The following is a 23,623-nucleotide window of genomic DNA, read 5'->3' on the forward strand; positions in this document are numbered from 1 at the left end:
TCTCACATAAAAAAGCGAACGTGACGTCATTGACATCGGCTTATGGTACCGATAGGTTATAACATAATTCTGCGCTGGGATATCGGCGCGATTGTGGCACGGTGCCTGCCCGGACAAAAGATAAGTGAATGAAATATGCAGACACAGAGGAAGAGCCGCGTAGAAGGCCTGTACATCGATGAAGATGTCGAACTGCGTGCTGGTGCGCTGAACTTTGGCGGGCGCATTGAAGACATCTCGCTTGGTGATGTCCCCGCAGCGCAGGCGGCCTGGCAATCTGGTGACCCAGACGTTTTGCTGTGGGTCCCAGGTTTTGTGGACCTGCACAATCATGGCGGCAATGGCGGAAGCTTTCCTAATGGTGACTATTACCAGTGCCGAGCCGCTGCGCGCTTCCATCGCGCCCATGGCACCACCACGCTGATAGCCAGCATGGTCTCTGGAACGCAGGCGGAACTGTGCGCGCGGGCGGAGCTGCTCGCCACGTTGGCAGAAGAAGGGGATATCGCCGGCATCCACATGGAAGGCCCGTTTATCGCCGCTGCCAAATGCGGCGCGCAGGATCCATCGCGCATCGTGCCGGGGGATCCAGACTTTTTCCGCGCGGTCATCGATGCAGCCCGCGGGCATTTGCGCTCCATTACTTTTGCCCCAGAAACCCCGGCCGCAGCGGAGCTCCTCGCGGTCTGCGCCGAGCACGATATCATCGCCAGCTTGGGCCATACCGAAGCCGATTACGAGACCACGCTGCGGGTCATGGGGCAGGCAAAAGACATGGGCGTTACCGTCACCGGCACCCACCTCTTTAATGCCATGCCGCCCATCCACCACCGCAACCCTGGCACGGTGGCCGCCCTGCTCACCGGCTCGAAGGCCGGCGATGTGGGAGTAGAGCTCATTGCCGATGGCGTGCATCTTGCCGATGGCACCGTCGACATGGCCTATAACCGCCGCGCCTTTGCTGTTACCGATGCGATGGCTGCTGCCGGCATGGCCGATGGCTCCTATGATCTGGGCTCCCTGCCCGTCACCGTGACCGGCGGCGTGGCGCGGGTGGGCAGCGGCGCCATCGCCGGTGGAACTTCCACCTTGGCGCAGCAGTTTGCGCGCTTCGCCGCGCGCCACGGCGCAGGGGAGGCCGTTCGGTTTACCTCCACCACGGCCGCGGACGTGCTGGGGGATAAGGACGTGGGCCGTTTGGCTCCCGGCAAGCGCGCCAACCTCGTGGGCCTGAATGCGCAGTTCGAGCCCGTGCGCGTTATCGCTGATGGTATCGACGTCACCGCCGCGGCAGATACTGATTCACGTTAGGAAATACTGCATGGATATCCTCATCCGTTCCACACCAGCAGAGGTGGCTACTGCCGCCGCCGATATCTTCGTCCGCTATGCCAATGCCGGGGCGACCTTGGGCCTGGCCACGGGTTCTACTCCGATAGCGCTGTATCAAGAACTCACCGCCCGCTGCGAGCGCGGGGAGGTGAGTTTCGTTCGCAGCCGCGCCTTCCTCCTGGATGAATACGTGGGGCTAGCTCGCTCCCATGAGCAGTCGTATTACTCCACCATCCGGCGCGTATTTACTTCCCACGTCGATTTCATTGACGAGTTGGTACAGAGCCCAGAGGGCGATGCCGCGGATCCGGATCGCGCCGCAGCCTCCTATGACCAAGCCATTCGCCATGCCGGCGGCATCGACATACAGCTGCTAGGCATCGGTGGCAATGGGCACATTGGCTTTAATGAGCCCTCCAGCTCCTTGCAATCGCGTACCCGCCTGGAAACGCTGCACCCACGGACCGTGCAGGATAACGCCCGCTTTTTCGAGAACACGGACAGCGTCCCGCGCTACGCGCTGACCCAGGGGCTTGGCACCATCAGCGAGGCCCGCCACTTATTGCTGCTGGCCACCGGGACCGAAAAGTCCACCGCGGTCCGCAACATGGTGGAGGGTCCGTTATCCGCGCACTGTCCGGCCTCAGTCCTCCAGCTGCACCCGCGGGCCACGGTGATTCTCGATGAAGATGCGGCCTCCCAACTGGAGGATCACGAGTACTACCGCTTCGTGGATGAGCACCGTCCGCACTAAATCCCTCTTTACTTCTTTACACCTTTGAAAGGATTCCTCCCGTGAAAGTCAATATTATGGGGCCGCTGCAGCGGCTCGGAAAGGCGCTGATGGGCGCCGTGGCAGTGCTGCCTGTCGCGGCGATCCTCGGCGGCGTTGGCTACTGGATAGCCAGCGTGGCCGGCCAAGATAACGTGGTCGCGCAGCTGCTCATCAGCTCCGGCGGTGCCGTGCTGGATAACCTGGGCTGGATCTTCGCCGTCGCCATCGCCTTTGGCCTGGCCAAGGACTCCAACGGTGCCTCCGCTTTGTCCGGTTTCCTCGCCTATGCCACCTTCATGAAGCTCTTGGGCCCCGATGCCGTCGCCGGTTACCGCGGCATCGAAGATCCCGAAGCGCTTACTGGCGATGACGCCGTGGAATGGGCCGCCGAGGGCTGGAATGCCGTCGGTGACGGCAACGTCCTTTTCGGCATCCTCGCCGGCATCATGGCCGCGATGGTCTATAACCGTTTTCACGGCACCAAACTGCCGGACTTCCTGGCCTTCTTCTCCGGCCGCCGCCTCGTTCCCATCCTCACCGCGCTTTTTGCCATCGTGGTCTCCGCCATCCTCTACTTTGTATGGCCCTTCATCTACCACGCGCTCTTCAACTTCGGTACTTCCATCCAGGGCCTTGGCGCCGCGGGTGCGGGCATCTACGGCGTGGCCAACCGCCTGCTCATCCCGACGGGCCTGCACCACGCGCTGAACTCCGTCTTCTGGTTTGATGTCATTGGCATCAACGACATCGGTAACTTCCAATCCGGCCAGTCCACCATCGATGCCGCCGCTGCGGCCACCTCCGCCGCAGAGTGCCCCGGCATCTGGGAGAACGGACAGTGCACCGTGGACGGCGTCGTTGGACGCTACCAGGCCGGATTCTTCCCAGTCATGATGTTCGGCCTGCCAGGCGCCGCCCTGGCCATGTACCTGCGCGCGGATAAGGGCCGCCGCAAGGTCATCGGCTCCCTCATGGCAGCCGGCGCCCTGGCCTCCTTCTTCACCGGCGTGACCGAGCCGCTGGAATTCTCCTTCATGTTCGTCGCCCCGCTGCTCTACGTGGTGCACGCGCTGCTGACCGGCCTCTCCGTCTTTATCGCCGCCACGATGGAATGGACCGCGGGCTTCGGCTTCTCCGCAGGTTTCGTGGACATGCTGTTGTCCTCGCAAAACCCGCTGGCCAATAAGTGGTACATGCTGCTTATCATGGGCGCTGTTTTCTTCGCCCTCTACTTCGTCCTCTTCTACTACCTCATCGGCTGGTTTAACCTGAAGACCCCAGGCCGCGGCGATGACGAGGGTGCCGCAGAAGATGACGAAGCCGCCACGGGCGATGATAAGACCGCCGCGTCCGCCGCCCGCATCATCGAAGGCCTCGGCGGCAAGGACAATATCGATTCCCTGGATTACTGCACCACCCGCCTGCGCGTGGGCGTGAAGGATCGCGCGCTTGTCGATGACCCCACTATCAAGCGCGCCGGCATCTCCGGCGTCATCCACCCTTCCGAAAAGAACGTGCAGGTCATCGTGGGACCCTCCGTGCAGTTCATGTTTGATGAGGTCAACCACCAGCTGCGCACCGGCTCCGCATCGGTAGCTACGGCCACCGCGAAGCCTAGTGAAGACGCTCGCCCTGTAGAGAAGATCGGCACCGATATTCAGCTCCACGCCCCGTTCGAAGGAACCGTCGTGCCGCTTTCTGAGGTTCCCGATGAGTCCTTTGCCCAAGGCATGGTGGGCGAAGGCTTTGCCGTTATTCCTACCGTGATCGATGCCTTCGATGTCTGTGCCCCAGTAGATGGCACCATCACCATGGTCTTTAAGACCGGCCACGCCTTCGGCATGCGGACCGAAGAAGGCCTCGACCTGCTCATTCACATCGGTATCGATACCGTGGAACTGAAGGGAGAGGGCTTTACCAAGCTCGCGGCCAAGGGCGATGTTGTCCGCGCCGGGACCCCCATCATCGCGGTGGAATCAGAGAAGCTGCGCGAACGCGGCATCAATCTGATTACCCCGGTGGTCTGCCCCACGGCAAAGCAGATCGCTGGAGTAGATATCGAGCACGAGGGCCGCGCTGACCAGAGCGTTGCCGTCGCCCGCGTGCGGCCGGCTGAACATTAAGGTCTAAGCACGAGAAACCCTCGCGGTCACCTTGCGGTGGCGGCGAGGGTTTCTTTTTGGCGGCGGTCTAGCGCCAGCCCATGGTCATGAGCAAACCAACAAGGGCGAGGCCGAAGCCAATCCCGTAGTTCCAACCGCCGAGCTCCGCCATGAAGGGGATGGATTCACCGGCGAGGTAATTGACCACGAGCCACAGCAGGCCGAGGATCATCAGGCCAAGCATGATGGCCACGTACCACTTCGGGGTGCCTTCAGAGTTGATTTTGACTGGGGTGCGGTTCGCCCCGGCAGAGCTCGATACCTGGGTGGCAGAGCTCTGGGTGATCTTTGACTTTGGCATAAGAGACCTTCTCTAGATTTCAGTTCTTATCTCAGTGCTTACTGATGAATTACGATACCAGCAGCGATGGTTACGGCAGTAGCGCCGAGGCTTCGAATTTCCAGATGCGAACCTCCACGTCCTGATCTTTGCGGATGGTATCGCCAGGATTAATGGACGCCCAACCGATCTTATTGCTATCAACCAAGGCGCCGGTAGGAATTGGCTCGCCCACGCGCAGCTGTCCATTCCAGCCCGCCTGGCGCAGTGCATTTTCGGCTTGTCCTTGATTCTTGTGCATGACCTCGGGTGCCTTCATGAGCATCCCATTGGATACCTCAATGGTGACAGTCTGGCCCTTTTCCAGCTGCGCGCCCTGGTTGGAGACGTTCAGCACGGTGCCTTCTGGCTCTAGGGAATCTACTTCGCGGACATTGACATCGAAGTCACTGGCTTCAAGGCGGCTGCGCGCATCCTCTTCGTTCAAGCCGGAAACATCAGGAACGCGCTTCTTTTCGATGCCCTTAGACACCGTCACCCGGACCTTCGAGCCCTTGGACAATTGCGTACCACCCGCGGGGTTCTGCTGGATTACCTCGCCGGCGGGGGCCTCATCATTGCGCTCAGAAATATCCGAGTTCAGCTCCAGGCCGGCCTCTTCCAAGACCTGCGCCGCCTGATCCAGGTTCATGCCGGTGATATCGGGGACATCGATGATTTCCTTGCCGGAAGAAACGGTCAGGGTCACCGAGGCATTCTTCTGCAATTCCGAGCCAGGGGCCGGATTGATGCGAATCGCATTATTGCGGTCGATATCCGGGTTAGCCTCTTCGTTCACGGTGACGAGAAGCCCCAAGTCCTCGAGCTCTTTGACCACTTCATTGCGCGGGCGGTTTTCTACCTCCGGCACGATGACGCTATTGTGCTCCGCTACCTCGGTTTGGTCACGGCCACTCCTATTCTTTTCATCGTCGCTGCTCCAGAAATCCCAGGCAAAATAGCCCAAGATGGCGACCAACAGCGCGACGAGGAGCAGCGCGAGCCATTTCATCCAACCGCCGCCTTCATCCTCTTCGGGTGCTCCGGTAGGACGCGTCGATTCGATCGGTGCCCGGTGGGATGTAGCAGTAGCGGTGGCCGGGGCGGGCATCGCCGTCGTGGCATCGTCCTCGTTGACGTGCATGCGGGCGGCCTCGGTGACTTGGCCCGTGCGCAGACGATCCAAATCGCCGGCCATCTCCCAGGCGGACTGATAGCGGTCTGCGGGGTGCTTGGCCATCGCGGTCAGTACCACTGCATCGATATTGACCCGTTGGGTGGGGGTCAACGAGGGGTCATCGATAAGCTCCGAAGGCGGGGTCGGTTCCTCCTGCACATGCTGGTAAGCCACGGCAAAGGGGGTTTCGCCTTCGAACGGGGTGCGGCCGGTGAGTACCTCGTACATGACGCAGCCCAGCGCATAGACATCAGAACGCGCATCGGCGTTTTTGCCGCGCGCCTGCTCCGGGGAAAGGTACTGGGCGGTACCGATAACGGCAGAAGTTTGGGTCATCGCCGAGGTCGAATCATCCAATGCACGGGCGATGCCAAAGTCCATCACCTTCACCTGGCCAGTATTGGTGAGCATGATATTCGCCGGCTTGATATCGCGGTGAATGATTCCCGCCTCATGGGATGCCTGCAAGGCCTCCGCGACCGGCTTGAGGATCTCCGCCGCTTCTTGGGCGGGCAGCGGGCCATCTTCGCGAATAATATCGCGCAGCGTGGCCCCGTTGACCTTCTCCATGACGATATACGGTATGGTCATGCCGTCCATCTCGGTCTCGCCGGTGTCATAGACCGCGACGATATTGGGATGGTTTAGCTTGCCCGAGTTCTGCGCCTCGCGGTAGAAGCGCTCGCGGAAGTTGATATCGCGAGCCATCTCCGTGCGCAGCATTTTTACCGCTACTTGCCGGCCTAAAGTGGTGTCCTCTGCGGCAAATACCTCGGACATGCCGCCGGAGCCGATGATCTCACCGAGCCGGTACCGGTCATTGACCATGGCTTAGTCACCATCCTGTCTTAATAAATCAGATAAATCCCCAGGGAGTTCATCGGGCTGTGAGTTTACTGTGTTTTTCTGCTCAGGTGTGTTTTCGACCTGCGGCTGCTGGGGCTGACGCTGCTGCGTCGGGGTATTCGGGGCCTGCTGGTTTCGCGTCGGGGCCTGCTGGTTCGGGGTCTGCGGCTGCCGGTGATTATCGCGCGGCGCCTGGTTGCCCTCCCGATCCGTAGGCTCCGTCTCCGTTACCGTCACTTCCTGCGGCGTCTCATTAGTATCTTCTTCCTCCAGGGTTTCTACCTGCGTGGTCGTGGGATCCCGGTATTCGGTAACCACGGAAGTTTCCTGGGTAGACGAAGGATCGCTGTCGCCGCTCTCGCTACTCATGAGGTTCATGATGGCGTAGCCGGCCGCGGCAAGCAGGGCGATGGCCGCGACGATACCCAGGCCTTTAAGGAAAGACTTCCCGCCCTTCGAATCATTGTCCGGGGCTGGTGCTACCTTACGTTGCGGCGCGGCAGCACTCGCCGCCGTCCCCGCCGCCGGATGAATGGTGGTGGGCTGGGCGACATCGGCAAGCATCTCCGTCGATGCCGAGGGCGAAGGCTCTGGAGCCTGCTGGTGGGGCGGAATGGATTTGGGCTGCGGCGGGCGCTTGCCCAGGCGCACATCGGATACCGCGACCGTAAATTCATTGCCATCGGCATAGCGGGTATTGGGATCCTTGCGCAGCGCGATACGAATGAGCTCGCGCGCCGGGGCGCTAATCGTGGTCGACAGCGGTTCAGGCTCTTGGTTGATGTGGGCAAGAGCAATGGATACGGAGGAATCACCCGAAAAGGGGCGCTTGCCGCCGAGCATCTCGTAACCAACGACGCCGAGCGAATAGATATCAGAGGCGGGGGAGACTTCCTTGCCCTGCGCTTGCTCAGGCGAAACGTACTGGGCAGTACCCACCACCATGCCGGTGCGCGTGAGCGGTACCGCGGCGGCGGCCTTGGCGATGCCAAAGTCCGTAATTTTCACCTGCCCATTTTGGGTAATCATCAGGTTGCCGGGCTTAATATCGCGGTGCACCAAGCCCATCCGGTGGATAATGGATAGACCGTGACCCGCTTGCTCAAGCACGTCCAGGGCGAGTTCTTCCTGCAAGGTGTTCTCGCGCGCGAGCAGGTCCGCGAGGGATTCGCCCCGCACGTATTCCAAGGCCATGAAGCAGAATTTGCGGCCATTATCTTCCAGCTCGCGGTAGTCATACGTGGCCACCACGTTATCGGACTGGATAGATTCAGCGGATTCCGCTTCATTGCGGAAGCGGGAGAGGAATTCCTGGTTATCAGAAAATTCCGGCCGCAACACCTTGATGGCTACTTCGCGGTCATTACGAGTGTCATCGGCAAGCCACACCGTGGACATGCCGCCGTGGCCAATGATCCACTGCAGCTCGTAGTCGCTGCCGATGAGTTCCTGGAGATGGTCTTTGTTCTCGGTATTCTTCATTACTGTTCCCCCTGGTATGCGCTCAAGATGGCACGACCAATTGGGCCAGAGACTCGGCCGCCCGTCGCGGATTCGCCCAAGTTACCGCCATTCTTGACGACGACCCCGACGGCAATATCGCGGTCCGGGTCAAAGGCGACGTACCACACGTGCGGAGCCAGGCCTTCGCCGTGCTCGGCGGTACCGGTCTTGGATGCAAAGCCATTGCCGTCGTAGCCCCACGAAGAACGCTCGGAGGCAAACATCAAGTCCCGAATGGTCGATGCGGTCTCTTCCGTGACGGCCTCGCCGGCCTTCTTGGGCTTGGTGGTGCGGATTTCCTTCATCTGGGCATCGGTAATGCGATTGACTAGGTAAGGCTCCATGCGCGTGCCCTTATTGGCCACGGTTCCGGCCATGACTGCCGCCTGCAGCGCACTCATGGTGACATCGCGCTGGCCGATGGCTGATTGCGCCGTCGCCGCACCATCCGGCAGGTCTCCCAAGGTGCCTGCGGAAGAAGAGACACCCAAGTCATATTTCTTGCCGATGCCGAAAGCATCCGCGTACTTGCGCAGCTCATCCGCGCCGATCTGCTCAGACATCTGCACAAATGCGGTATTACACGACAGCGCGAAGGCGGTCTGCAGAGTCACGGAATCCTGGCCATTGCACTTTTCATTGCCGTAGTTGGTCAGCTCCGTGACGGTATCAGGCAAGGTAATCACGTTGGCACCGGTCAGGCTCGACGAGGGATTGTATCCATTATTCAATCCGGCCGCAGTCGTAATGATCTTGAAAATAGATCCCGGCGGCAAGGTATCCGCCGCTGCATGGTTGACCAGTGGCTGACCGGCCTGTTCCTGCAAACCTGCCCAAGCCTCCTCAGCGGACTCGCCCACCAATGAATTTGGGTTAAAGCCCGGGTTGGAAGCCATGGCCAGAACCTTGCCCGTCGACGGCTGGATGGCAACAGCCGATCCTTCGTACCCAGGGCCCGCCAACTGGTCATACGCGGCCTGCTGCAATGCCGGATCGATGGTGACTTCTACATTGGCTCCCTTGGTGGGCTTATTCGCGATGGTATCCAGCCAGTGCTGTTTGAACAGGGAATCGTCCGTGCCATTGAGAATTTCGTTCTGCGAAGATTCCAATTCCGAAGCACCAAATTGGCTGGACAAATAGCCGGTGAGATTGCCAAAAGCGGGCGAATCGATGGGATAAGACCGGGAGTAGGTCTCATCAGGATTTTCCGTGGATTGCGCCAGCACCGTATTGCCGGAATAGATCTGTCCGCGCGGGGTGGTCTGCAATTCTATAAACCCGCGCGAGTTCTTAGCATTATGTGCGTATTTATCATCCGAAAATGCCTGAATGACCGTCAGGTTCACCAACAGAACCGCGGTCAAGATGATGGCAAATAGGGATACTAGGCGGATGGATTTGTTCATCGGTAAGCCTCCTGAACCGACGGGAACATGGAGGTGTCACTCGGAGCGTTGCTCGAGTTCTCCTGCATGGGTCGGCGTGCTGCGTTAGAGATCCGCAGCAAAATCGCCAACAGTACATAGTTAGCCATGAGAGAGGAACCACCGGCGGACATGAAAGGAGTGGTCAAGCCGGTCATCGGCAGCAGGGCGGAAATGCCACCGGTGACGACGAAGACCTGTACCGCCAAAGTAAGAGAAAGGCCTGAAGCGACCAGTTTGCCGTACGTATCGCGGGTACGCAACGCGGTATTGAATCCGCGGGTAACCAACATGCCAAAGAGGACCAGAACGGCAGCTAGACCAATCAGGCCCAATTCCTCACCGATGGCGGCGAGGATAAAGTCTGAGTGCGCCACCGGAACCAATTCGGGGTGTCCTTGGCCCAAGCCGCTGCCGGAAATACCGCCAGAGGACATACCAAAAAGGGACTGGGCCAATTGGTATCCAGTGTTGTCATAGTTAGCCAGCGGGTCCATGAAGTTGGAAAAACGCTGCTGAATCTTTTCGGATACCTGGTAAATGCCAAAGCTGCCGATACCAACGAGGACGAGGCCAATAAAAAGCCAACTGACCCGGCCGGTAGCCATAAATAGCATGCCCAGCACCGTGCTGAAGAGCAGCAGCGCCGGACCAAAGTCATTGGAAATTCCCATGATGATAATGGCGATGGCCCACACAATGAGAATGGGGGCGAGGTCGCGCAAGCGGGGGAGGGAAATCCCTAGGAAGCGATATCCAGCCACAGTAAAGAGGGATCGCTTCTGCGTCAGCAGCATGGCAAAGAATAAGATCAGCATGATCTTGGAGAACTCACCCGGCTGGATGGAAAATGGCCCGAAGTTCAGCCAAATGCGCGCCTCAACGCCATCAGGTTGTGGCCACACCAATGGCAGCGCCAACAGTACGAGGCCAGCCGCACCCAAGATATAGGAATAGCGGGTGAGTGACCGATGGTCCTTGACAACCGCCAGGACCAGCACAAAGAGCACGAGGCCAACGACGGTCCACATGACCTGGCGGACCGCGAGCCCCCGATCATTGACCAAATCCAAGCGGGCCAAAACGATAAGCCCAATGCCATTAAGGATGGCCACGATAGGCAACATGACCTGGTCCGCGTAGGGTGCCAAGAAGCACATTGCCAAGTGCGCAATGGTAAAGACACCAATGAATCCACCGATGAGGTAGATCAAGTCCGTCGTGAGCGCATTATCCTGCGACAGCTCCAAACTGACCAAGGTAATGGCAAAGACGACCGCGGCGAGAATAAGGAGGCCGAGTTCGATTCTCCGGCTAAAAAACTTCTGCATCAGCTACACCTCCCTACAAGTGACCCCAGGTTTGTTTTCCTTGGTGTCTTTATTATCTTTTTGGCTCGGCGCAGTGATACATGGCTTGAGTGCCTTTTCACCCAAGTCATTAATCTGATCCTGAACCTCGCTCAGGTCACCGGCAGAAATATGATTGACCGCGCCGCGCTCAGACTCAGGCAGATCAGAGACCTTCAACGGGGTGAAGTCCCCCTTGCACTTCTGGGCAGAAAACAGCAAGGAGTTCTGGTCATTAATGCACACGTATTGGTGAGTGGAGCTTAAATCCTTGCCAAATAAGGAATAATCCGCGCCTTTGAGGACAGTGATTTCTTGTGCGTCGTTGGTCTCGGCGTAATAGTTATTGGACAAGAAATTCTTTACCCACAGCCCTGCGCCAATAACGAGCGCCAAGATGATGATGAGGGCGATGAGGACCTTCCACCCAATTTTTCGTCGAGGGGGCTCGTCTTCTGCCTCTTCTTCATCGGAGTCCTTAGCCGCATTGTCTTCATCGGCCATGACGGCCGGCGGAATCACCTGGGGTTTACGGGTGAGTTTCGCGGCGCGTGACGCCGAGGAATCCGGGTGCGTGGGCTCTTCTACCGAACCTGCAAGAGCACCAACGCGGAACGGCTCGTGGGTGGCGGGTTTTTCTTCCGTGACCTCGGCGATGACGACGGTGACATTGTCCGGTCCGCCCGAACGAATAGCGAGATCCACGAGGGTGGACCCCGCCTGTTCGATGCTTCCCTGGCCAAGGGCAGTCTCAATCGTGGAAGCGGTAACTGGGTCCGAAAGCCCATCCGAGCACAGCAGGATGCGGTCACCCGCCTTGGCTTCGAACGTGAAGAGCGTCGGCTCCACCGAACGGCCGGTATAGGCCTTCAAGATGAGGGACTTTTGTGGGTGGGAAGAAACATCTTCTGCAGCCAGCTCGCCCTTATCCACCAAGGATTGCACATAGGTATCATCCTTGGTGATTTGCTCGAGCTTGCCATCGCGCAGCAAATAAGCGCGCGAATCACCCACATGGCAGACACCAAAGGTCGTGCCATTGAACAGCATCGTGGACAGCGTCGTGCCCATACCTTCAGTCTCCGGGTGGGCGGTGATGTGCTCGCTGATGGCTTCATTGGCGTCATCGGCAGCAGCTGCAAGGAGTGCCTCCGTGTCCTCCTTACCCGGATCCTGATCTAGGATTTCGAGGTGGTTGACCATGAGTTGGGAGGCGACCTCACCTGCGGCATGTCCGCCCATGCCATCGGCCAAAATCAGCAGGTGGGATCCGGCGTAACCGGAGTCCTCATTATTACCGCGGATAAGCCCGCGGTCCGACTTGGCAAAAAAGTTTAGCTTCAGTGTCATGCGTTCAACCTCACGGTAGTGCGGCCTAGCTTAATCTCGGAGTTCGCGCCGACTACCTCAGGTTGGTCGATGCGCACACCATTGACGAGGGTTCCGTTGCGAGATTCCAAATCCTCCACTACCCACTCGCTGCCGCGGCGAAATAGGCGTGCATGATGGCCGGAAGAGTAATCATCCCCAGTGACAAAATCACAGTCAGCGGCGCGGCCCAAGGTGCATTCCTCGAGCGTGCCCAAATTCATGTGGGATCCCTGCAAAGGGCCTTCCACAATAGAAAGCTGCTTCACCGCAGCGTGACTGCGTGGGGACGCACCCATTTTCGACGGCTGTGGCATAGCACCTGCGGATTTATTGGTATCCCGCCGCATGGCATTCAAGGCCACCAGGACAAATACCCACAAAAGAGCCAATAAGCCGATGCGAAGCGCCAGCATGATGACTGCATCCATGGCGGCCTCCCTTCCTCAGTGTGAATTAGTAACTATGCGAATCAAGGCCCGTAATGCGGACCTCGACGTGGGAATGGCCCATGGTGATCACGTCGCCATCGGCAAGCAGCCAGTTATCAATGGGAGTGTCATTGACCGTGGTGCCATTGGTGGACTGCAAATCCACCAACACGGCATCTTCACCGTTCCACGTGATTTCCGCGTGCTGGCGGGACACGCCCGTATCCGGCAGGCGCAAATCCGCATCATTGCTGCGGCCAATAATATTTGACCCTTCCTGCACGTGGTAGACGCGGGAAGAGCCATCCTGCAACATCAAATTGACTGCGGGGCCCTGCGTTTGCGGCGCGGGTTGGTCATCTTGCGCAATGAAAGCGGTAGTAGCTGCGTCATCCGCATTATTTTCGTGCGGGTTGGTCATCTGGTCCTCCTGACCATCAAAGTCGTGGAAAATCGCCTCGAAACCGGTCTCTTCTGTGGGCTCGTGATCTATAAACGAGGACACACGAAGCTGGCCCGTGCGCAGGCCCGATTCCTCCGCAATCCGCACAATGACGGGACCAGCGAGGGACCATCCGTTATTGCGGATAAAGCGAGATAATTGGTCTGCGCAATCGGCAGGCAAATCGGGGTCTTGCGACAAGTTCTCCAAATCCTTGGAAGAGACACCTACAGTCATGACATTGGGGCTATAGAGCTTGTTATCGTCCCCGTGGCCGAGATTGTCCTGGGCTTCTTGCTTCAAAAGCTCATCAATCTCTGCAGGAACGACCTTGCCGCCGAAGACAAAAGCCATGCCGTTATCAAGGCCGCGTTGCATAGCGGAATCGAGCTTCGCCAGCCTTTCTAAAAACGCCACGAATTTTGCTCCTTTCCGCTATACAGCGATCAGTAGTGATCAGTAGTAGCCATTATAGTTTGTACACCCCTTTCAAACGTAGACGGCGGCGCGAAAGTTCCTAGATTTTCGCCTTTAAATGCGCAAAATAATCCGCTTTTCCTGCTGATTTGTAATTGCACGTGCTTCCTGTGCTATCTTTATCTAGTCGCACTGACAACCACACCCTGCCCGGGTGGCGGAATTGGCAGACGCGCTGGCTTCAGGTGCCAGTGTTCGATAAGGACGTGCGGGTTCAAGTCCCGCCCCGGGCACAATGAGCAGTTGAACAAACTGCGAGACCGGAGGTAACAAACTCGAAAGGGTTCGTGACCTTCGGTTTCTTTGTTTTTCTGAACTTTGGCGGTTGAGGATTGCAAGTGTGGGAATTTACATCCTAACTCCCGCTCTCTTCTGTCGAACTCTTGTTTTCGATGGTGTCAACAAGTCATTTTGCTTGTTATTTTGATCTGACGTTCTGGCTTTAGCTCCCGCTTCGGGGCAATTGGAATCCTCCAACTGAGATGTTTTCCTTGGGCTGTTGGAGGATTTCCTAGTTGTTGAACCCCAATTTAAGAATTAAACGACTGGGCTGACGCGGAACAGGTTTCCATCAGGGTCGGCAACTACGAAGGTGCGGCCGAAGACGTCATCGTCGGGTGGCTGCACAATTTGGACTCCTTTTGATTGGTGCTGTTGCAAAGTTGGGCGGAGAGCAGCGAAGACTCAGTTTCTCATTCCCTGACGGCCGCTGCGTGTGGGCGTTGTTAGGCCGTCTCGAAGACCTGGTTGACGATCACCGCGTCCGGGTTCGGTTGCCCGTAGGCAAACATCGTGCCTTGCCCTTTCCGCAATGAGTGCATCGCCTCCATCCCTTTCAACGTCCGATATGCAGATATCCGGTTCTTAAACGCGCCTTTTGGCCCGAGGATCCGCTTCAGCCGACCATGGTCGCCTTCCAGGATGTTGTTGAGGTATTTCACCTGCCGGTGTTCCACTGTTGGCGGGCAGATTCCCTCTGACTTCAACTCGGCGATTGCCCTGGCTAGGGAGGGTGATTTATCGGCGTTGATCACTCTGGGATACCCGGCTGACGCATTGGATCTGACGGCCTTGGCCAGGAAACACTTCGCTGCGGCCACGTTCCGATTCGAAGAGAGGTAAAACTCCAAGGTCTGGTCACCGGCGGTGATCGCCCGATAGAGGTAGCACCACCTGCCGCCGACCCGGATATAGGTCTCATCCACCCGCCAGGAACTAGCTTGCCAGTCAGGTACCTGCCGGTACCACCGTGTTTGCTTGTCCAGCTCAGGGGCGTATTTCTAGACCCAGCGGTAGATCCTGGTGTGATCAACCGGCACGCCCCGCTCGGTCATCATTTCCTCCAGATCGCGGTAGCTCACCCCGTAGCGGCAGTACCACCCACTGCCCACAGAATAATGTCACGGGGGAAATGACGACCCGAGAAAATACCCATGGCTGTGATTAGTTCACGTCGCCCTTCCTACTGCCCCAACTTTGCAACAGCACCCAAAGCCCTGGAATGAACTCCTGTCACCAGGGTCATTCCAGGGCATATTTCCCTGACTAAGAGAAGCAGTGACACAGAAGGTCTACCTCAGCGTGGGCCCTGTGGGCGTGCAGGTTCCGTGTGTGGCTGGTGTGCTGCGGCATGGTCGGCAGCGATTGATGACCGACTCTGGAGCGGGTGCCTTGTCTGGTCTCGCGGTTCAGGGTGGGTGGACTATTCGGCGGGTTGGATCTCGCTCTCGGTGACCCACTTGTGGTTGGTCATCGTCATCCCGTCGACGGTGAGATCAACCATGTAGACCGTCTCCTCGGTGGAGTAATCGATGGTGGCCTCAGCACCCTTCATGCCGGACATGTGCTCGGCATCCAGGACAACGCTCGCCCCGTCGGGCAGGGGGGCCTGACCCGGATCGACGAGCTCCTCATGGACGACCCAGCGGTGGTCGGTAACCGGGGCCCCACCCTCGGCGGGGGTGTAGCTGACCGAATAGGTCGTGGTGTCAAACGCCCCGGAAATGGTGGCGGTGGCCCCGTCCATGCCGGGCATGTGGTCAGCGGTGAGGATGACCTCGGTGCCCACCGGGTACGTGGGATCCTCGGCCTCTTCAATGCCTGCCGGCGGTGCCCCGCCGTCGGCAGGGTGGTCGTGCCCGCCGTGCTCTTCGTCGGCAGTGGTGGTGTCTTCCTGGTGGGTCTCGTTGGTCTCTGCGGTTGCCGTCGTGGTGCTGGTGGTGTCGGCATCGTCGGAGTTGTCGGTGGCGTCGCTGCAGGCGGTCAGCGCCAGGGTGGAGGTCAGTACCAAGGCGGCGAGGGTAATGCTGCGTTTCATGAGCGTTCCTTTCAAAGGTGGTGTGAGTTAGGGGTCGAGAGACAAGGTCAGTCAGTAACGGTTACGGGGGATATCGACCTACTGTGTTCCTCCTTCCCGTCGGTCGGAGCCAGGTGAGCCGGCTCCAGATCAATGCGGCGCAACAGCTGGGCGTTCAGGGCCACCACGATGGTCGAGGCAGACATCAAGATCGCGCCCACGGCCGGGGACAGCACGAACCCGATCGAGGCGAGCACTCCGGCAGCCAGCGGCACGGCGAGGATGTTGTAGCCAGAGGCCCAGATCAGGTTCTGGATCATCTTGCGGTAGCTGGTCTGGGACAGCTCAATCATCGACAGCACTGCCCGCGGGTCATCACTGGCTAGGACCACCCCGGCAGATTCCATGGCCACATCCGTGCCGGCACCAATGGCGATACCGACGTCCGCGCGGGTCAGAGCGGGGGCGTCATTGACACCGTCACCGACCATGGCCACGCTCACACCCCGGTCCTGCAGCTGCGTGACCTTGGTGTCTTTGTCCTGGGGCAGGACCTCGGCGAAGACCTCATCAATGCCTAGGTCCTGACCAACCGCCTGGGCCACCTGTTGCGCGTCGCCGGTGATCATCGCGACCTTCACCCCGCGTTCCTGCAGGGCTTTCACAGCGGCGCGGGATTCGGGGCGGATCTTGTCCTCGACGGCCACCGCACCGATGATCTGACCGTCGCGGACAATATGGAGCACACCGGCCCCACGCCCGGTCCAGGCACTGGTGGTGTCGGTGAGCTCGGCCGGGGTGGTGAGGTTGAACTCGCGCAGCATGTTCGGCCCGCCCACGAGGATCTCAGCGCCATCGACAGTGGCCCGGACTCCCCGGCCGGAGGCGGCGCTGAAACCAGTTGCACGGATTTGCCGACGGGAGGCCTCGGGATGGGCGGCCGCGGCCGCCACGATGGCGCGGGCCACGGGGTGCTCGCTGTCGGCCTCCGCAGCGGCGGCGAGGGCCAGTAGCTCGCCCTCGGTGACGCCGACAGCTGCCGCGACACCGGTGACCGCGTGCGCACCCTCGGTCAGGGTGCCGGTTTTGTCGAAGAGCACCACGTCGATGGTGCGCATCCGCTCGAGCGCCATCCGGTCCTTGATGAGCACCCCGGATTTCGCGGCCCGCTCGCTGGAGATCGCAATGACCAGCGGAATCGCTAGGCCCAGGGCATGCGGGCAAGCGATGACCAGCACCGTAACCGTGCGCACCACGGCATCGTCCGGGCTGCCGATGATGGTCCACACCACCGCGGTGATCAGAGCGGAGATCAGCGCGAACCAGAACAACAACGCCGCCGCCCGATCCGCCAGGGCCTGGGCCCGGGAGGAGGACTCCTGGGCGTCGGCAACCATGCGTTGGATCCCAGCCAGGGCGGTGTCCCCGCCGGTAGCCTCCACCCGGATGCGGACGGTGTTGTCGGTGGCCACAGTACCGGCGACCACCTTGTCACCGGTGTCGCGGAAGACGGGACGGGATTCGCCGGTGATCATCGCCTCATCGAATTCGGCGGCTCCGTCGAGGATGGTTCCGTCGGCCGGCACCCGGGCACCGGCCCTCACCAGAACGACGTCGTCGACGACCAGCTCGGAGATGGCCACGGTGCGGGTGGTCCCGTCGATGACTTTCTCGGCCTCATCCGGCAGCAGGGCAGCCAGCGCGTCAAGCGCGGAGGACGCGGCCCCGAGAGCGCGCATCTCCAGCCAGTGGCCCAGCAGCATGATGGTCACCAGCAGGGCCAGCTCCCACCAGAAGTCCAGGTCAAAACCACCCAGCTCCAGAGTGGTGACCCAGGAGGCGACAAACGCCACGGTGATGGCCATGGCGATCAGGAGCATCATCCCGGGTTGGCGAGATTTCAGTTCTTTCCATCCGCCCTTGAGGAAAGGCGTTCCGCCGTAGACGAAGATGATCGTGCCCAGCACCGGGGGGATCCAGGTGGATCCGGGGAATGCCGGGAGGTGGTAGCCAAGCAGGTGGGCGACCATGGGGCTGAAAATAACGACGGGAATGGACAAAATCAGCGACCACCAGAAGCGGTCCCGAAACATTGCGGTGCTGTGTCCGGCGTGTTCGCTGTGACCATGAACGTGGTGGTCTTCGTCCGGGGCGGAATGCGGGTGATCGTGGGGCATTGCCTGGCCGTGGGTGTCGGCATCTGCGTGGTGTTCGTGGCTGGCATGATCCGGGTGGTGGGTGTGGTCTGTTTCCGGAGCGGGGTGATCACCCGAATGGTGGGGAGTGCTCATGACGTTCCTTTCGCTCAACCCGGTCGGGGTCGAGATGATGGGTAAAACTGATCAGGATAAGACGGTGTAGCCAGCCTCCTCGATGGCCCGGCGAACCATCTCCGGAGGTACGACACCGGTGACCGTGACGGTGGGAACTCCACCAGCAGCGAGATCAATCTGGACGTCGTCGACCTGGGGGAGGGCCTGAAGGGCCTGGGTCACGCTTTTCGCGCAGTGCCCGCAGGTCAGGCCGGTGACCTGGTAGCTAGGGGAGGACCCTCCTGCTGACGAGTCGCTGGCGGCAGGGATGGAGACGGTGTCGGCACGTGAGGCAGGTCCGCAACAGCTGCAGCCGTGGGAGGCCATCGGCAAGAGGCGGGGCGGGGAGGTGATCATGGGAAAGCTCCTACGAGTCGGTGGGATGCGGCGATGCCACTCTCTAGCATATACCCCCCAGGGGTATATTTTCAATGGGTGGAGGGCGCGGCTCTCACGCGGGGCAGGGTGTGGTCACCGAGCAGCCTCCTCACTGTCGGGAGGGGACAGCGGGAGGCGGAGGGCAAACACCGCTCCGCGACCGGGTCCGGGGGAGGTGGCGGTGAGAGTGCCGCCGTGGGCCTCGATCAATGCCTTGGAGATGGTCAGACCGATACCGGCCCCGCCGTCGTCCCGGCTGCGGGCGGCATCCCCCCGGTAGAAGCGTTCGAAGATGTATCTGAGCTGGTCAGGCGGGATGCCCTCGCCGTCATCGGCGACGTGGATGAGTGCGGTGGACGCCCCCTGTCGGTGGACGCTGATCCGGACCTGCCCGCCGGCCGGGGTGTGTCGTAGCGCGTTCGAAAGGAGATTGCTCATCACCTGGCCGAAGCGTTGCCGGTCCACGAGCACCCGGGCGGTGTCCGTAATGGTCTCGACCTGTAAATCGACGCCTTTGTCAGCATAAGCCTCCCCCGCGGCAGCAGCGGCGGTATGGAGCAGATCCCCGAGCCCTTCCTCCGCCAGGTCCAAATCGATCCGGTGTTCCTGGGCCCGGGAGACATCGTCAATGTCTTCCATCAACCGGGTCAGGCGGGTGAGTTGGTCAGCCATGATCGTGTGGGTGGCATTATTCCAGTCCACGACCCCGTCCTGGAGACCATCGAGGTAGACCGTAAGCACCGATAAGGGGGTGCCCATTTCGTGGGCCAGATCAGAGAGCATCTGGCGGCGGACCTGTTCGGTGTGTTCCAGCCGATCGGCCATGGTGTTGAAGGCATGCGCCAGGGTGGTGACCTCGGGGCCTGCTTTTCCGGCGGGCACGCGGATACGGGAGTTGCCGGCCGTCAGGCTGGTAGCGGCGCGGGTGAGATCCTGCAGGGGGGTGCGCAGACGACGCGATAACCACAGGCTGGCAAGCAGGGCGCTGATCAAGGCGGTGGGCAGGGCGACGGCCAGGGTGATCAGGTTGGCGCCCCGGTAGGCCTGCTCGGCATGGAACAGCTCCAGCGAGGGGTCCTCCCGGCCGGTCATCAACATATGATCATGGAACAGGGTCGGACCCACCATCGTGGCCACGGCCACGGCCACCAGCAGGCTAATAACCACGACCAACACCTGGGCGGCCAGGAAGCGGAAGGTCAGGCCGGGTCCGTGATTCATGGCTGCTCCACCCGGTAGCCCACGCCACGCACGGTGTCGATAAACCCCCGGCCCCGGGTGTCGGTGCCGAGCTTGCGACGCAAGTTGCCGATGTGGACATCGACGATGCGTTCATCACCGACCCAGGTGGTGTCCCAGACCTCGGTGACCAGGTCGTGGCGGGTCAGCACCTGGCCGGGACGCAGGGCCAGGGCAACCAGCAGCTCGAACTCCGTGCGGGTGAGCTCCACGGTCGTCTCCCCCACCCGCACCTGATGGGCGACGGGGTCAAGGATGAGGTCACCAACGATCAAGGAGGTGGTCACCTGCGGTGGGGTGGTGCTGGTGCGCGGGCGGCGCAGCACCGCATGCACCCGGGTCACCAGTTCCCGGATGCTAAAAGGTTTGGTGATGTAGTCATCCGCCCCCAAGGTCAAACCGCTGATCTTGTCGTCCTCGCTGCCACGCGCGGTGAGCATGAGAATGTAGCAGTCCGAGAAGGTGCGGATCCGTCGGCACACCTCCAGGCCGTCGAGTTCGGGCAGCCCCAGATCCAGCACCACAACATCAGGGGAAAAGCGACGAGCCTCGTCCACGGCCTGGGTGCCGGTGTGAGCCTGGCGGGTATCGAAGCCGGCCCTGATGAGGTAGGAGGCCACCATCTGAGCCAGGGGTTGTTCATCATCGACGACCAGCACCCGCCCCGGGGGCGTGGCGGTGGTCGGTGTGCGGTCAGCCATAGGCCCCAGTATTGCTCCGGTCAGGGGGGAATACCACCCTCGCTCAGTGCCCGGCGGGGCAATCTTCATCAAATCTTCAAACATCACCCTTCGACTGCCGTCACCCTTGTGCCCCACCCCGGGCCGGTGGCATCGCCTCCCCTGGTCGGTTCAGCAGGCGCCACCAGGGATTTCACTGCCTGCACCGCATACCCGGGGCGGGTAGAAGGACATCGCCCACGGCTGTGGGGTGGTGTCCCGGTGGTGACCCAGCCCACCGAATCCACCCCCTTTTCGCCCTGTTATAAGGCTGTGAGCAGGGCTTTTGATTTCTAGTCCGTCAGGCACCCGTGCTAGATAAAGGTATGACATCGACCTTGAGGCGGTGTCTTCTCACGGTCTTACCACGATCCAAGGAGATTGACGTGAAACGAGCAGCGATCGCAGCCGCCGCCCTTGCCCTCGCCCTCACGGGGTGTTCGGCCGCCGACCCGGAACCCACCGCCGACGGGACGGTGTCCCGGGATACATTCCTGACTACCCATGGCCTGGCCGCCATGGACGCGGTGGAGATCATTGATCACCTCGACCGGCAGAAGGTCACTGAGCGTCCCACGGATCTGATCGCTTCAGTGCGTGCCGATGAACTGCTGCTCTCGAGCGATGACCAGGAAGTCGTGGTCGATCTTCCCGACAATCAGACGTATGTCTCGATCGCGCCCTATCTCACCTCCACCCACGACTGCTTCTACCACAGCCTCACGACCTGCCTGGGGGAACTCGACAATGAGGATATCCAGATCACGATCACCGATGAGGCGACCGGTGAGGTGCTGGTGGACGAGGCGACAACCACCTTCGACAACGGGTTTATTGGCTTCTGGCTTCCCGATGATGCCACCGGCCTGATTGAGGTCAGCTACCAGGGGCGTACCGGCACCGCGGAGTTTTCCACCGCCGACGATGGTGCCACCTGTGTCACAGACCTACACCTGACGTGATGGCTCAGCAGGGTCCTCACCTGCGCCTGTCTCCCGTGTCACTGAAATCTAACACCAAGGAAGGTTAAATCATGATGAACGGATTTTCCCGACGACAGTTTCTGCTCGGCGGGCTCGTCCTCGCCGGCACCGGGGCCGTGGCCGCCTGCACCAGCGACCCTGGACCCGCTGCCTCGGCACCAGGTTCCTCTCTTCGCCCCACTCCCACCCCCACTGCGCTCGGTGAGCCGACGGTGCGCCGGACACTGACCGCCCGGCCCCTCTCTCTGGATATCGGCGGCATCGAAGCCAAGACGTGGGGATACGTCTCTGACACCGGGGATGCGGCCATTGAGGCCACCGCCGGCGACGTCCTCCAGGTCGATATCACCAATGAACTGCCTGAGAGCACCTCCATCCACTGGCATGGTATCGCACTCCACAACGCAGCCGACGGTGTGCCCGGCATGACCCAGGACCCCATTGAACCTGGCGAGTCTTTCTCCTATGTTTTTGAAGTCCCCCACAGTGGCACCTACTTCTACCATTCCCACTCCGGCCTGCAGCTTGATCGCGGCCTCCACGCCCCACTGATCGTCCGTGACCCGCAAGACGCTGAGGACCAGGACGTCGAGTGGACCATCGTGCTCGACGACTGGGTCGATGGCATTCAGGGCACTCCCGACGATGAGCTCGACAAGCTCACCGGAATGGGTTCAGGCGACCATAACGGAAAGAAGGGAATGGGAGGTCACGGCCAGATGATGCACGGCACCCCGGACCGGGTACTGGGCGGGGATGCCGGCGATGTGATGTATCCGCACTACCTCATCAACGGACGTATCCCCCGTGCTCACCGGACCTTCGAGGCTCGCCCGGGCGACAAGGCCCGCCTGCGGTTTATCAACTCCGGCGGTGACACCATCTTCAAGGTGGCCCTCGGTGGTCACCGCATGACCGTCACCCACACCGACGGCTTCCCCGTCCAGCCCAGGGAGACCGAATCGATCTACCTGTCGATGGGCGAGCGTGTCGACGTCGAGGTCATCCTCGGCGACGGCATCTTCCCGCTCACGGCTTTGGCGGTGGGTAAGGACGACCGCGCCTTCGCCGTCATCCGCACCGCCGGCGGCCAAGCCCCCCACCCCGATGTCGACTTCCCCGAGTTGTCGTCCACCGGACTGCTTCTGTCCTCCCTGAAGCCAGCAGACCGTGCACTCCTACCCGAGGACACACCAGACCGAGAAGTCAGCATCGACCTGGGCGGGCAGATGATGCCGTACGAATGGAGCATTCTCACCGACGGCCAATCCTCCTCCGCGACCGTGCAGGAGGGCCAGCGCCTGCGGATGGTCATGCGCAACAGGACCATGATGCCCCACCCCATGCACATCCACGGCCACACGTGGGCGCTGCCCGGCAGCGGCGGACTACGCAAGGACACCGTCCTTCTCCGCCACGGTGAAACCATGATCGCCGACCTGATCGCTGACAACCCCGGTGAGTGGGCATTTCACTGCCATAACGCCTATCACATGGAAACCGGGATGCTCAGCTCGCTTCGCTACGAGTAACCCCCACAGCAGGGTTGAGTGCCGAGGTGGGCGGGGTGTCCCCCGAGTAGTGGACACGGCTTTGGTGTCAGGGTTGAGCAATGTGTGCCAGGAGTCGACGGGATTGAAGTATGCGTCAGCGCGCACGGCAGCAAGTTCAATGATGCGGTCGTAGCGCTTGTTAAAGCCGGTGGTTTCGGTATCAATGACCGCAAAGACCGACATGCCCGCCTAAACGCTATCGAACACTGCAAACAAGGTGGATTTCTGTGGATAGCCACACTGGCCCCGTGCGGGTTGTCCATGGGCCGGGCTGGTTTTTAAGACCGGGCGGTTTGAGTGCCTTCCTGGGTGTGGTGCCATTGGTTGGCGTACTCAGTCGGCGGGATAAACCCTAGGCTCGAATGAGGATGATAGGTATTATAGCGCTTCGACCACAGTCGCAGGCAACGCGACGCATGGGCGGGGTCGTCGAACATCTCGTCCTCTCACAGCTCGTAGCGTAGCCGGTTGTGGAAGGACTCCACAAACCCGTTATGCCATGGCATTCCCGGTGGGATGAACGCCTCGACAGTGT

Annotated in this window: 19 protein-coding genes, 1 tRNA gene and 3 pseudogenes; 6 read left to right on the forward strand and 17 right to left on the reverse strand. The window is 60.4% G+C overall.

The features are described 5' to 3' along the window. Positions 1 to 135 precede the first annotated feature (135 nt). Genes QP891_RS07045 through nagE form a run of 3 tightly spaced genes read left to right on the forward strand, consistent with a single transcriptional unit; the run spans position 136 to position 4,230 of the window. A complete protein-coding gene (locus QP891_RS07045) occupies positions 136 to 1,311 on the forward strand; it encodes an N-acetylglucosamine-6-phosphate deacetylase (RefSeq protein ID WP_284770846.1) in 1,176 nt (391 codons plus the stop codon). Between the two features lie 10 nt (positions 1,312 to 1,321). Beyond that, a complete protein-coding gene (gene nagB / locus QP891_RS07050; RefSeq protein ID WP_284770847.1) occupies positions 1,322 to 2,086 on the forward strand; it encodes a glucosamine-6-phosphate deaminase in 765 nt (254 codons plus the stop codon). Positions 2,087 to 2,142: 56 nt separating this feature from the next. Further along, positions 2,143 to 4,230 (forward strand): N-acetylglucosamine-specific PTS transporter subunit IIBC, encoded by a 2,088-nt coding sequence (gene nagE / locus QP891_RS07055; RefSeq protein WP_284770881.1) that lies wholly within the window; start codon positions 2,143 to 2,145, stop codon positions 4,228 to 4,230. A gap of 67 nt (positions 4,231 to 4,297) precedes the next feature. Here nagE and crgA read toward each other — a convergent pair whose 3' ends face one another. The 8 genes from crgA to QP891_RS07095 form a co-directional block, all read right to left on the reverse strand. Then, positions 4,298 to 4,570, reverse strand: coding sequence for a cell division protein CrgA (crgA, locus tag QP891_RS07060; RefSeq protein WP_284770848.1), 273 nt, complete (start codon positions 4,568 to 4,570; stop codon positions 4,298 to 4,300). 70 nt (positions 4,571 to 4,640) lie between these two features. Next, positions 4,641 to 6,593, reverse strand: a complete 1,953-nt coding sequence (gene pknB, locus QP891_RS07065; RefSeq protein WP_284770849.1) for a Stk1 family PASTA domain-containing Ser/Thr kinase — start codon at positions 6,591 to 6,593, stop codon at positions 4,641 to 4,643. A gap of 3 nt (positions 6,594 to 6,596) precedes the next feature. Then, a complete protein-coding gene (locus QP891_RS07070; protein WP_284770850.1) occupies positions 6,597 to 8,093 on the reverse strand; it encodes a serine/threonine-protein kinase in 1,497 nt (498 codons plus the stop codon). Then, complete coding sequence (locus QP891_RS07075) at positions 8,093 to 9,523, reverse strand: penicillin-binding transpeptidase domain-containing protein (protein ID WP_284770851.1); 1,431 nt, start codon at positions 9,521 to 9,523, stop codon at positions 8,093 to 8,095. The genes QP891_RS07070 and QP891_RS07075 overlap by 1 nt, the downstream gene beginning before the upstream one ends. After that, positions 9,520 to 10,872 carry an FtsW/RodA/SpoVE family cell cycle protein gene (locus QP891_RS07080; protein ID WP_284817009.1) on the reverse strand — a complete coding sequence of 451 codons (1,353 nt, stop codon included), beginning with the start codon at positions 10,870 to 10,872 and terminating at the stop codon, positions 9,520 to 9,522. Before QP891_RS07080 ends, QP891_RS07075 begins: the two co-directional genes overlap by 4 nt. A gap of 3 nt (positions 10,873 to 10,875) precedes the next feature. After that, entirely contained in the window at positions 10,876 to 12,240 is a 1,365-nt protein-coding gene (locus tag QP891_RS07085; RefSeq protein ID WP_284770853.1) for a PP2C family protein-serine/threonine phosphatase, read from the reverse strand. Beyond that, positions 12,237 to 12,689 carry an FHA domain-containing protein FhaB/FipA gene (locus QP891_RS07090; RefSeq protein ID WP_005276102.1) on the reverse strand — a complete coding sequence of 151 codons (453 nt, stop codon included), beginning with the start codon at positions 12,687 to 12,689 and terminating at the stop codon, positions 12,237 to 12,239. Before QP891_RS07090 ends, QP891_RS07085 begins: the two co-directional genes overlap by 4 nt. A gap of 25 nt (positions 12,690 to 12,714) precedes the next feature. Further along, a complete protein-coding gene (locus tag QP891_RS07095) occupies positions 12,715 to 13,548 on the reverse strand; it encodes an FHA domain-containing protein (protein ID WP_284770854.1) in 834 nt (277 codons plus the stop codon). 208 nt (positions 13,549 to 13,756) lie between these two features. Here QP891_RS07095 and QP891_RS07100 point away from each other — a divergent pair. Further along, positions 13,757 to 13,841 (forward strand) — tRNA-Leu (locus QP891_RS07100). 304 nt (positions 13,842 to 14,145) lie between these two features. Here QP891_RS07100 and QP891_RS07105 read toward each other — a convergent pair. From QP891_RS07105 to copR, 7 genes and pseudogenes are all read right to left on the reverse strand, one after another. Next, positions 14,146 to 14,268: a VOC family protein gene (locus QP891_RS07105; protein WP_005276107.1), complete on the reverse strand. Its 123-nt coding sequence runs from the start codon at positions 14,266 to 14,268 to the stop codon at positions 14,146 to 14,148. A gap of 65 nt (positions 14,269 to 14,333) precedes the next feature. Further along, a pseudogene (locus QP891_RS07110) lies at positions 14,334 to 15,043 on the reverse strand (IS6 family transposase). A gap of 267 nt (positions 15,044 to 15,310) precedes the next feature. Beyond that, positions 15,311 to 15,925, reverse strand: coding sequence for a YdhK family protein (locus QP891_RS07115; protein ID WP_005276111.1), 615 nt, complete (start codon positions 15,923 to 15,925; stop codon positions 15,311 to 15,313). A gap of 47 nt (positions 15,926 to 15,972) precedes the next feature. After that, entirely contained in the window at positions 15,973 to 18,195 is a 2,223-nt protein-coding gene (locus QP891_RS07120) for a copper-translocating P-type ATPase (protein ID WP_284770855.1), read from the reverse strand. 51 nt (positions 18,196 to 18,246) lie between these two features. Next, entirely contained in the window at positions 18,247 to 18,573 is a 327-nt protein-coding gene (locus tag QP891_RS07125) for a heavy-metal-associated domain-containing protein (protein ID WP_284817011.1), read from the reverse strand. A gap of 114 nt (positions 18,574 to 18,687) precedes the next feature. Continuing rightward, positions 18,688 to 19,815: a two-component system sensor histidine kinase CopS gene (gene copS / locus QP891_RS07130; protein WP_284770857.1), complete on the reverse strand. Its 1,128-nt coding sequence runs from the start codon at positions 19,813 to 19,815 to the stop codon at positions 18,688 to 18,690. After that, positions 19,812 to 20,534, reverse strand: a complete 723-nt coding sequence (copR, locus tag QP891_RS07135) for a two-component system response regulator CopR (RefSeq protein WP_284770858.1) — start codon at positions 20,532 to 20,534, stop codon at positions 19,812 to 19,814. Before copR ends, copS begins: the two co-directional genes overlap by 4 nt. A gap of 404 nt (positions 20,535 to 20,938) precedes the next feature. On the opposite strand from copR, the gene QP891_RS07140 reads away from it, so the two are divergent. Together QP891_RS07140 and QP891_RS07145 are read left to right on the forward strand one after the other, a co-directional pair. Further along, on the forward strand, positions 20,939 to 21,514 hold the full coding sequence (locus QP891_RS07140) for a CueP family metal-binding protein (RefSeq protein WP_023016447.1): 576 nt from the start codon (positions 20,939 to 20,941) through the stop codon (positions 21,512 to 21,514). Positions 21,515 to 21,585: 71 nt separating this feature from the next. Then, entirely contained in the window at positions 21,586 to 23,067 is a 1,482-nt protein-coding gene (locus tag QP891_RS07145) for a multicopper oxidase family protein (RefSeq protein WP_284770859.1), read from the forward strand. A gap of 120 nt (positions 23,068 to 23,187) precedes the next feature. On the opposite strand, the pseudogene QP891_RS07150 reads toward QP891_RS07145, so the two are convergent. Continuing rightward, positions 23,188 to 23,271 (reverse strand): annotated as a pseudogene (locus QP891_RS07150) (exonuclease domain-containing protein); the annotation flags it as partial. Between the two features lie 95 nt (positions 23,272 to 23,366). Next, positions 23,367 to 23,606 (reverse strand): annotated as a pseudogene (locus QP891_RS11855) (integrase core domain-containing protein). Positions 23,607 to 23,623: the final 17 nt, after the last annotated feature.

It is taken from the genome of Corynebacterium sp. MSK310 (assembly GCF_030227355.1).
Lineage (GTDB): Bacteria > Actinomycetota > Actinomycetes > Mycobacteriales > Mycobacteriaceae > Corynebacterium > Corynebacterium rhinophilum.

What these genes read in the sequence shown, in the direction of transcription:
- QP891_RS07080 (WP_284817009.1), bottom strand. Translation starts at nt 10,872, where the DNA reads ATGCAGAAGTTTTTTAGCCGGAGAATCGAACTCGGCCTCCTTATTCTC.
- QP891_RS07085 (WP_284770853.1), bottom strand. Translation starts at nt 12,240, where the DNA reads ATGACACTGAAGCTAAACTTTTTTGCCAAGTCGGACCGCGGGCTTATC.
- QP891_RS07090 (WP_005276102.1), bottom strand. Translation starts at nt 12,689, where the DNA reads ATGGATGCAGTCATCATGCTGGCGCTTCGCATCGGCTTATTGGCTCTT.
- copR (WP_284770858.1), bottom strand. Translation starts at nt 20,534, where the DNA reads ATGGCTGACCGCACACCGACCACCGCCACGCCCCCGGGGCGGGTGCTG.
- QP891_RS07070 (WP_284770850.1), bottom strand. Translation starts at nt 8,093, where the DNA reads ATGAAGAATACCGAGAACAAAGACCATCTCCAGGAACTCATCGGCAGC.
- QP891_RS07045 (WP_284770846.1), top strand. Translation starts at nt 136, where the DNA reads ATGCAGACACAGAGGAAGAGCCGCGTAGAAGGCCTGTACATCGATGAA.
- QP891_RS07145 (WP_284770859.1), top strand. Translation starts at nt 21,586, where the DNA reads ATGATGAACGGATTTTCCCGACGACAGTTTCTGCTCGGCGGGCTCGTC.
- QP891_RS07120 (WP_284770855.1), bottom strand. Translation starts at nt 18,195, where the DNA reads ATGAGCACTCCCCACCATTCGGGTGATCACCCCGCTCCGGAAACAGAC.
- nagB (WP_284770847.1), top strand. Translation starts at nt 1,322, where the DNA reads ATGGATATCCTCATCCGTTCCACACCAGCAGAGGTGGCTACTGCCGCC.
- nagE (WP_284770881.1), top strand. Translation starts at nt 2,143, where the DNA reads ATGGGGCCGCTGCAGCGGCTCGGAAAGGCGCTGATGGGCGCCGTGGCA.
- QP891_RS07125 (WP_284817011.1), bottom strand. Translation starts at nt 18,573, where the DNA reads ATGATCACCTCCCCGCCCCGCCTCTTGCCGATGGCCTCCCACGGCTGC.
- crgA (WP_284770848.1), bottom strand. Translation starts at nt 4,570, where the DNA reads ATGCCAAAGTCAAAGATCACCCAGAGCTCTGCCACCCAGGTATCGAGC.
- QP891_RS07075 (WP_284770851.1), bottom strand. Translation starts at nt 9,523, where the DNA reads ATGAACAAATCCATCCGCCTAGTATCCCTATTTGCCATCATCTTGACC.
- pknB (WP_284770849.1), bottom strand. Translation starts at nt 6,593, where the DNA reads ATGGTCAATGACCGGTACCGGCTCGGTGAGATCATCGGCTCCGGCGGC.
- copS (WP_284770857.1), bottom strand. Translation starts at nt 19,815, where the DNA reads ATGAATCACGGACCCGGCCTGACCTTCCGCTTCCTGGCCGCCCAGGTG.
- QP891_RS07115 (WP_005276111.1), bottom strand. Translation starts at nt 15,925, where the DNA reads ATGAAACGCAGCATTACCCTCGCCGCCTTGGTACTGACCTCCACCCTG.